Origin of the sequence: Dyella sp., assembly GCF_035508675.1 — a bacterium.
In the GTDB taxonomy this organism is placed as follows: Bacteria; Pseudomonadota; Gammaproteobacteria; order Xanthomonadales; family Rhodanobacteraceae; genus Dyella_B.
Window position 1 is genome coordinate 1 of record NZ_DATJMN010000237.1, and the last position, 8,084, is coordinate 8,084.

At 62.6% G+C, this 8,084-nt stretch carries 9 protein-coding genes; 4 read left to right on the top strand and 5 right to left on the bottom strand.

What is annotated here, in order from left to right; all coding sequences use genetic code 11:
* The 3 genes from VMA74_RS12505 to VMA74_RS12515 all read right to left on the bottom strand — a co-directional run.
* A partial coding sequence (locus VMA74_RS12505; RefSeq protein ID WP_325367406.1) for a cytochrome c occupies window positions 1–336 on the bottom strand: 336 nt, incomplete at its 3' end.
* Complete coding sequence (locus VMA74_RS12510) at window positions 333–1,271, bottom strand: substrate-binding domain-containing protein (protein ID WP_325367408.1); 939 nt, start codon at window positions 1,269–1,271, stop codon at window positions 333–335. The genes VMA74_RS12505 and VMA74_RS12510, both read right to left, overlap by 4 nt.
* A 15-nt stretch (window positions 1,272–1,286) precedes the next feature.
* Window positions 1,287–1,826: a DsrE family protein gene (locus VMA74_RS12515; protein WP_325367410.1), complete on the bottom strand. Its 540-nt coding sequence runs from the start codon at window positions 1,824–1,826 to the stop codon at window positions 1,287–1,289.
* A 200-nt stretch (window positions 1,827–2,026) separates the two neighbouring features.
* Between VMA74_RS12515 and ubiE the strand changes: the two genes are divergently transcribed.
* Window positions 2,027–2,776 carry a bifunctional demethylmenaquinone methyltransferase/2-methoxy-6-polyprenyl-1,4-benzoquinol methylase UbiE gene (gene ubiE, locus VMA74_RS12520; protein WP_325367412.1) on the top strand — a complete coding sequence of 250 codons (750 nt, stop codon included), beginning with the start codon at window positions 2,027–2,029 and terminating at the stop codon, window positions 2,774–2,776.
* Window positions 2,777–2,810: 34 nt separating this feature from the next.
* Here the strand turns inward: ubiE and VMA74_RS12525 are convergent, their stop codons facing one another.
* Both VMA74_RS12525 and VMA74_RS12530 read right to left on the bottom strand, forming a co-directional pair.
* Window positions 2,811–3,500, bottom strand: a complete 690-nt coding sequence (locus tag VMA74_RS12525; RefSeq protein ID WP_325367414.1) for a glutathione S-transferase family protein — start codon at window positions 3,498–3,500, stop codon at window positions 2,811–2,813.
* Between the two features lie 58 nt (window positions 3,501–3,558).
* The gene (locus VMA74_RS12530; protein WP_325367416.1) at window positions 3,559–4,485 is read right to left on the bottom strand and encodes a DMT family transporter; all 927 of its coding nucleotides are present in this window, start codon (window positions 4,483–4,485) and stop codon (window positions 3,559–3,561) included.
* Between the two features lie 87 nt (window positions 4,486–4,572).
* Here VMA74_RS12530 and VMA74_RS12535 point away from each other — a divergent pair, with 87 nt between their 5' ends.
* The 3 genes from VMA74_RS12535 to VMA74_RS12545 all read left to right on the top strand — a co-directional run bounded on the left by VMA74_RS12535 (window position 4,573) and on the right by VMA74_RS12545 (window position 8,050).
* Entirely contained in the window at window positions 4,573–5,109 is a 537-nt protein-coding gene (locus VMA74_RS12535; RefSeq protein WP_325367418.1) for an Lrp/AsnC family transcriptional regulator, read from the top strand.
* 75 nt (window positions 5,110–5,184) lie between these two features.
* Window positions 5,185–6,135 carry a prolyl aminopeptidase gene (gene pip, locus VMA74_RS12540; protein ID WP_325367420.1) on the top strand — a complete coding sequence of 317 codons (951 nt, stop codon included), beginning with the start codon at window positions 5,185–5,187 and terminating at the stop codon, window positions 6,133–6,135.
* Window positions 6,136–6,199: 64 nt separating this feature from the next.
* Window positions 6,200–8,050 carry a M1 family metallopeptidase gene (locus tag VMA74_RS12545; protein WP_325367422.1) on the top strand — a complete coding sequence of 617 codons (1,851 nt, stop codon included), beginning with the start codon at window positions 6,200–6,202 and terminating at the stop codon, window positions 8,048–8,050.
* Window positions 8,051–8,084 lie beyond the last annotated feature (34 nt).

Below are 8,084 nucleotides of genomic sequence, written 5' to 3' on the forward strand. Positions count from 1 at the left end.
AGGGGCCGGCACTGGCAGTTTGCTGTAGTACTTCACCACCGCATCGCGTTCGGCGTCGGTCAAGGCACCGACCACCGGCCTCATGGTGGCGTTATCGCGCGAACCATCGGCGAAGTCTTCAAGTTGCTTGCGCAAATAAGCTTCAGGCAGTCCCGCCAGTCGGGGAAAGCCCGCCGCGGGTTGGCCGCCACCGTTGGCGTCGTGGCACGCCATGCATGGCGCGGCGCCATGGCCATTGCCTTGCTGCGCAATCGTGGCGCCGTCAGGTGTGTCGGCCCGTGCGCTACTTACCCAAAGTGCGCACAACATGAACCATGCGATGCAGGCGTACTTCATGGCTGCGGCGGCTGGAAGCCGTATTTGTGATAGATGGCCTGCGCCTGCTCCGATGTCATAAACGCCAGAAAATCTTTTGCGGCTTGTGCATGCGGCGCATCTTTCATGCGTGCCGCGGTGTACGTGGCGGTGACATTCTGGTCGGCAGGAATCGCCACCGTTTCCACCGGCCGGTGCAGCACCTCCTGCTGGAAGTACGCTTCGGTCGACCACACCGGCGCAGCATCCGATTCGCCCTGCAACACGCGCAGCGGTGATTCGCGATGATGGATGCGCGTGAGGTAGGTGCTGCCGGCCTTCACTTTGTCATCCATGATGGTGTGGTCCAAGGCATCGCCACCGGCTTTGCGGTAGCTGGCCTCGATCTGCTTGGCGATACCTTCCCACTTCGGATTGGGCATGCTGACGCGCACGTCGGCGCGGCCGAGATCCTGCAGGCCATGGATCTGCTTGGGGTTGCCCCGCGCCACCATGATCGCCAGCGGGTTGCGCGCATAGTCGACGGTGTCCGCAAACCAGGCATGCTGCTGTTGCAGTTCGGCGATCGAAGCTTTGCCGTTGGTGAAGATATCCGGCTTCAAGGCGATGCGCAGATTGCCCATCACCAGCGAACCGGTTTCGATCTGCCTGGCCAGGATGCCAGGCGGCAAGGTTTCCACGAATACGCGCCGGTACTGCGGATAGCGATGCTTGAACGCTTCCACCAGATCGTGCACCACCATGAACTGGTTGCCGGCGAAGAACACCGTCAACTGCGGATCGACGATGTCGCCATGCAGGTCGGCAATGGCGTCGAATGGCGGTACCGCGAACGAGATACCACCCGCCGGCGGTGGATTCCACGGTGGCAGGTAGTCCGATTGCGAGGCCTGCGCAGCGCTGCAGGCAACAGCCAGCAGTGCTGCCAGCGACAGCTTTGCACAACGCGACATCATGATCGCCACCTCGACTCAGAGCGGCATCAGGGCGTAGCCCTGCTGTTCCAGTTCGGTAATCGTGGTGAGGGCGGAAAGGCTGAGCGTCACGTCCTTCGCTACCCATGCATCCTGGTAATGATGCTCGGCCACGGCCTGGCCACACACGGCCACGTCCACGCCGGCCTTGTGCAATTGCGCAATCACGGCAAGGTTGGGATTGGCCACGCCGAACTGCGCCTTGTAGTGCTCATCGTCGAGCACGGCCGAGGTTGCCGCCCCGGATGCCACGGCAACGAACTTCAAATGGTCCAGCGGTACGCCCGCCGAGGCGTAGAGATTCACCGTGCGCGCCACGCGCTCGAGTGCCGGGTTGATCTCACCGGGTTTTTCACTGCCCTTGGTCATGGCGAACACCACCTTGTAGGTATTGGCCGGATTGGGCTGATAGGCCGCCCTGGGCAAGGGATGATAGTTGCCGGCAGCGGTGATGACCTGGGTTGCCGACCCCTGGGCCGCAGCGGTGGCGCAGCAAACCAGGCTCAGAATGCACAGCAGCGAAATCGAGGGCTTCATTTTTTCCTCCCGTCGTGATGGTCGGCGGGAAGGCTACGCCGGCCGACGCCATCAGGCCACTCCATGTTGCCTATATGACAGATAAGGTCGACTTATCCACACTGCGCCCTTTTTGTGAAGCGCCGATCTCCAGGGGTCTCGCGCAGGCAGATTTTCGCCTGGGCCACTCAAGTCCCGCAGACTCCTAGTACCATGCGCGCATGAGCGAGCAGTCCACCACCCATTTCGGCTTCCGCGACGTCCCGGTCGGGGAAAAACAGAAGCTGGTCGGCCAGGTCTTCACCTCGGTCGCCCGCAACTACGACCTGATGAACGACCTGATGTCGTTCGGCATCCACCGCGTGTGGAAGCGCTATTTCGTCGGCATCAGCGGCATCCGCTCCGGCGACCGCGTATTGGACCTGGCTGGTGGCACCGGCGACATCGCCGCACTGCTCAAGCCGATCGTGGGCGAGCAAGGCGAAGTGATCGTCGGCGACATCAATGCGGCCATGCTCAACGTCGGCCGCGACCGGCTGACCGATCGCGGCGTGGTCGCGGGCCTGCGCTGGGTGCAGTCCAATGCCGAGGCGCTACCCTTTCCCGACAACAGCTTCGACGCGGTGACCATGGCCTTCGGCCTGCGCAATGTCACCGACAAGGACAAGGCGCTGGCCGACATCCACCGCGTGCTCAAGCCCGGTGGCCGCGCGCTGGTGCTGGAATTCTCCAAGGTGCGCAACGAGCTGCTGGGCAAGCTGTACGACTTTCACTCCTTCCAGGTACTGCCTCGGCTTGGCCGCCTGTTCGCGCGCGACGCGGACAGCTACCAATATCTGGCCGAGTCGATCCGCAAGCATCCGGATCAGGGCACGCTCAAGGGCATGATGGAAAACGCAGGCTTCGAGCGTGTGGAAGTGCGCAACCTCAGCCAGGGTATCGTGGCCATCCATCGCGGGTATAAGTTCTGAAGTCGATATCAGAACCTGATGCCGCCCACCAGCGTCAGGCGGCGCGCAGATCTTCCAATAGCACGCCCTGCTGCAGCGTTTCCTGCTCGTGATCCGGATCGCGCCAGGTTTCTTTCAATGCAGCGTCATACCAGCGGCGCATCGAAGGCAGGGCCAACATGCGCTGCACGTAGGCACGGCTCACCTCATCCACGGCTAGCTGATAGCTCTGGATGCGGAAGGTCACCGGCGCGTAGAACGCATCGACGGCGGTAAATGCATCGCCCGCAAGAAACGGGCCGCCGAAGCGCTGCAAGCCTTCGCGCCACAATTCCTGCACACGATCGATATCACGCGACAAGGCAGGCGACATCTCGTGCAAGCGCAAGCGGATACCGCAGTTCATCGGGCAGCGCGAACGCAATTGCTGGAAGCCCGCATGCATCTCGGCCGCCGCACTGCGCGCCCACGCCCTGGCGCGTGGATCGGTCGGCCACACGCTTGGATGGCTTTCCGCGACGTACTCGGCAATGGCTAGCGATTCCCACACCACCGTATCGCCATCGTGCAGGCAAGGTACTTTCCCGGTGGGAGAGAAGCCGCGAAACGCTTGCCAGCTCGATGAGGTGCCACCCAGGAACGGCGTGAGCTTTTCCTCGAACGGAATGCCCAGCTCGGTCAGCAGTACCCACGGACGCAGCGACCAGGAGGAGTAGTTCTTGTTGGCGATGTGCAGCGTGTACATCCTCTTCTCCTTCAACGTTGACAGTTACACATCATCATCGACAAACCTGCATCAGGGCTCAGCATTCTTTTGCGGCGACCGAATTTACTGCAGGCTCGACCGGCGTCGACGGACGGCGTTTGGCATTCGCCAGCGCGACACCGCCCACGGTAATCACGCCGCCCAGCAAGGTCAGCCAGCCCGGTTGCTCGCCCAGCCAGACCCAGCCGATAAGCACGGCGATCGGCGGCGAGAAATAGATGAAGCTGGTCACCTGTGAAGCCGATGCGCGCTTCAGCGCGGCGTTCCACGAGAGATAGCCCACGAAGGTCGGCGCGATGCCCAGCCAGATCAGCGCAGCAATATGCGACCACGGCGCAGCGGCCAATGCATGCGGCAAACCCAGGCCAAACGGCAGCGCGCCCAGCGTGCCGGCAAGAAACCCGAAGGTGGTGACGCCGACCATGTCGTTGCGCGCGAACAGCGGCTTTTGCCCCACGAAGAACACCGCCGAAGCAAGCACGCTGATCAAGACCAGTGCCGCCATCGGCTGAAAACGCACTTCCCTGCCGCTGGTAAGCACCACCAGCACCACGCCGAACAAGGCCACGCCCAGCCCCAGCATGCTGCGCGCGCTGATGCGCTCGCCGATCCAAAAGGCCGACAGCGCCGCGGTCACCGCCGGCACCAGCGAAATCAGAATGGCCGCGGTGCCGCTGGCAATGCGCGTTTCCGCATAGTTGAGGCAAAGGTGATAGACGGTAAGGCCGAACACGCCGAGCACGGCAAGCTGCAGCCAATCGCTACGGCGCGGCAATGCGGCACGCCGCAGCCACAGCAAGGCCACGAAGCACAGCGAGCCGATGGCAAGGCGCGCCAGCGCCACCTCACCCGGCGTAAACGAGGCCAATGCATACGCAATCGCCGCATAAGCGGACGACCAGGTAATCAGCGCAATGGCGATGTAGCTCAGCGCGCGCCCGTCAAGGCGCTCGGCAGTGTTCATGGGCGGTCCGATGCATGGAAGCAGGAATGGGATAAATCCTAGTCTTGGAGCGGCGGCTGATGAATAATGCATCCGAAGTCAGCCCCCATGTTTCGCCATCGATCGAAATATCTTTTTTGCGCCATGACCTACGAATCGAAACCCGAATGGGACGCCAAGGACTGGCAACTGCTCGAAGCCCTGCAACATGATGCTCGTATGGGCTACGCCGAACTGGGCCGCACGGTGCGGCTGTCTGCGCCCGCCGTCGCCGAGCGCATCAAGCGCATGGAAGAGGCCGGCATCATTACCGGCTATCGCGCCGTGGTCGAACCCAAGCGTATGGGCTTCGGCATCGAAGCGATGGTGCGCGTACGCTGCGATGGCGGTATCTGCGCACGCATGGGCAAGCTCGTCACCGATATTCCGGAAGTGCTCGATTGCCGCCGCCTCGCCGGCGAAGATTCCGCACTGCTGCGCGTGGTGGCGATGTCGATCAATCACCTGGAGTCCGTGCTCGATCGCCTGCTGAAAATCCACGCCAGCATAAGCACTACGACACTGATCGTATTGCAGACATCGCACGCCAACCGGTCCATCACGCGCGGCATGTGGGATGCAGCGCGCGCACTGTCGCAAGAGTAGGTTGCGGTGAGCGCACGCGAACCCCACCATCGCCGCGCCCATCTACGTGATTACATAGCCAAGGACATTCCCATCATGCGCACGATGTATCCCGAGATCGAACCCTACCGCACGCATCGCATCGCCGTGGACAACCGGCATACGCTGTATGTCGAAGAGTGCGGCAATCCGCAGGGTTTGCCGGTGATCTTCCTGCATGGCGGCCCCGGGGCGGGCTTGTCGCCCTATCACCGCCGCTTCTTCGATCCGCAACGCTATCGCATCGTGCTGTTCGACCAGCGCGGCGCGGGACGTTCCACGCCGTTCGCCGATCTCACCGACAACACCACCTGGCACCTGGTCGCGGACATCGAAGCCATACGCGAGCAAATGGGCATCGAACGCTGGGTGGTGTTCGGCGGTTCCTGGGGTTCCACGCTGGCACTCGCTTATGCGCAGACATACCCGGAGCGCGTGCTGGGCCTGGTCTTGCGCGGCATTTTCCTGTGCCGTCCGGAAGAAGTCCGCTGGTATTACGAAGAAGGCGGCGCGTCCTGGATTCTTCCGGATAAATGGCAGCGCTATGCGGCAGCGATACCCGCAGAAGAACGTAGCCACATGCTGGAAGCTTATTGGCGACGACTGACCAGCCAGGATGAAAGCACACGATTGGAGGCCGCCAAGGCCTGGGGTGCGTGGGAAGGCGGCGGCATTACCTTGGAAGAAAGCCCGGAAACCGAAGCAAGTTTCGCCGCGCCGGAAGTTGCGCTCAGCCTCGCCCGCATCGAGGCGCATTATTTCCGCAACGAGGCTTTCCTGGAGCCCGGGCAACTGCTGCGCGACGTGGCCAAGCTGCGCCACATTCCCACCACCATCGTGCATGGCCGCTACGACATTATCTGTCCGGTGAAAAATGCTTTCGATCTCGCGGCAACCTGGCCGGAAGCGGCGTTCCATGTCGTGCTGGCCGGACATGCCGCGTCGGAGCCGGCGATCGTGGACGTATTGATCCAGGCCACCGACTCGCTTGCCGATCGTTACTGCTGACCAACCTCCGCCATGGGCGGCGATGGCATACTCGCCGCTCCCGATGTCCCATGGAAGCCGCACGATGTCCCCGCTTCGTACCCTGGCCCTAGGCGCGCTGGTCCTGCCCGCGGCCGCCTATGCCAATGATCCCTATTCCTATGCGCAGCCGGATGACGTGCGCGTCACCCATCTCGACCTGAAGCTCAACGTCGACTTCCCGCAACGCAAGCTGGATGGCCAGGCCACGCTGACGCTGGACTGGAAGAACCCCAAGGCCGCCGCATTGGTGCTGGATACGCGCGATCTGAACATTGCCGATGTCGAATCCGTGGACGCAAGCGGCAAGACCGCGCCGCTGAAGTACGCGCTGGCGCCGCGCGACCAACAGCTCGGCAGCAAGCTCACCATCCAGACGCCGCAGCATCCGCACGAAGTGCGCATCGTCTACAGCACATCGCCGAACGCCAGCGGCCTGCAATGGCTGCCGCCTGCACAGACGGCGGACAAGAAGCTGCCTTTCATGTTCTCGCAATCGGAATCCATCCACGCACGCTCCTGGGTGCCGCTGCAGGATTCGCCAGCGATTCGCTTTACCTACGATGCACAGGTGACCGCACCGAAAGACATGCGCGTGGCGATGAGCGCGCCGAACGATCCCAACCATCCGCTGGATGGCACTTTCACGTTCAAGCAGACGCACCCGATCCCTTCCTACCTGCTGGCCATTGCCGCCGGCGATCTGGCGGTGAAGGAAACCGGTCCGCGCTCGGCGGTGTATGCGGAGCCTTCCGTGGTCGGCAAGGCCGCGCATGAATTCGAAGACACCGAAAAGATGATCGCCACGGCCGAGCAGTTGTACGGACCGTATCGCTGGGGCCGTTATGACTTGCTGGTATTGCCGCCGAGCTTCCCTTACGGCGGCATGGAAAACCCCAACATGACCTTCGCCACGCCGACCGTGCTGGTGGGCGACAAGAGCCTGGTCTCGCTGGTGGCGCATGAACTGGCGCACTCCTGGTCGGGCAACCTGGTGACGGCGGCATCGTGGCGCGACATCTGGCTCAACGAAGGCGTCACCACGTACGTGCAAGGCCGTATCACCGAGGCGCTGTATGGCAAGCGCCAGGCCGACGAGGAAGACTTGCTGAGCATCCATGGCCTGCAACGCGAACTCGGCGAGCTGCCGCAGAATGCGCAGCGCCTGGCGCCGAAGCCGGGCAACATCGATGCGGACGATACGCTTTCGGATGTGGCATACAGCAAGGGCTCGTGGTTCCTGCGCGCGCTGGAACAGCGCTTCGGCCGCGACACCTTCGACCATTACCTCAAGGGCTACTTCAATCACTTCGCCTTCCAGAGCATCACCACCGAGCAGATGCTCGCTTATCTGAAGCCGAACCTGATCGACAAATACCCCGGCAAGATGAGCTGGAACGAAGTGCAGGCATGGGTGTACGGCACCGGCATACCCAAGCAGGCGCCGATTCCCGATTCGCCGCGTTTCGACACCATCGACAAGGAGCGCACCGCCTTCCTCGCCGGCACGCTCGACGCCGACCAGCTCGACGCCAAGGACTGGAATACGCAGGAGTGGATGTACTTCCTGGACGGCCTGCCGGATGCGCCGCCGCTGGCCAGGATGCAGCAACTCGACGCTGCCTGGCATCTCACCGGCACGCCCAATGCCGAGATCGGCATGCGCTGGTACGTGCACGCCATCGCTGCCGGCGACAAGGCTGCGTGGCCGGCCGCGGCGGAACATATGACGCGCATCGGCCGCCTGTATCTCACCCTGCCGGTTTACCGCGCCTTGACCAAGACACCGGACGGGCTGGCGTTTGCCGAGCAGGTGTATGCGAAGGCAAAGAGCGGTTATCACCCGCTGACGCAGCAGGCGGTGGAAGCGTTGTTTGCGAAAGCTGGCAAGCACTGACAGTGCTTACTTCTTCATTATTCGCCACGATCTG

Bases quoted from the DNA above. Each gene is read 5' to 3' on its own strand.
- VMA74_RS12545 (WP_325367422.1), top strand. From the start codon at position 6,200: ATGTCCCCGCTTCGTACCCTGGCCCTAGGCGCGCTGGTCCTGCCCGCG.
- VMA74_RS12530 (WP_325367416.1), bottom strand. From the start codon at position 4,485: ATGAACACTGCCGAGCGCCTTGACGGGCGCGCGCTGAGCTACATCGCC.
- VMA74_RS12525 (WP_325367414.1), bottom strand. From the start codon at position 3,500: ATGTACACGCTGCACATCGCCAACAAGAACTACTCCTCCTGGTCGCTG.
- VMA74_RS12535 (WP_325367418.1), top strand. From the start codon at position 4,573: ATGTTTCGCCATCGATCGAAATATCTTTTTTGCGCCATGACCTACGAA.
- VMA74_RS12510 (WP_325367408.1), bottom strand. From the start codon at position 1,271: ATGATGTCGCGTTGTGCAAAGCTGTCGCTGGCAGCACTGCTGGCTGTT.
- VMA74_RS12515 (WP_325367410.1), bottom strand. From the start codon at position 1,826: ATGAAGCCCTCGATTTCGCTGCTGTGCATTCTGAGCCTGGTTTGCTGC.
- pip (WP_325367420.1), top strand. From the start codon at position 5,185: ATGCGCACGATGTATCCCGAGATCGAACCCTACCGCACGCATCGCATC.
- ubiE (WP_325367412.1), top strand. From the start codon at position 2,027: ATGAGCGAGCAGTCCACCACCCATTTCGGCTTCCGCGACGTCCCGGTC.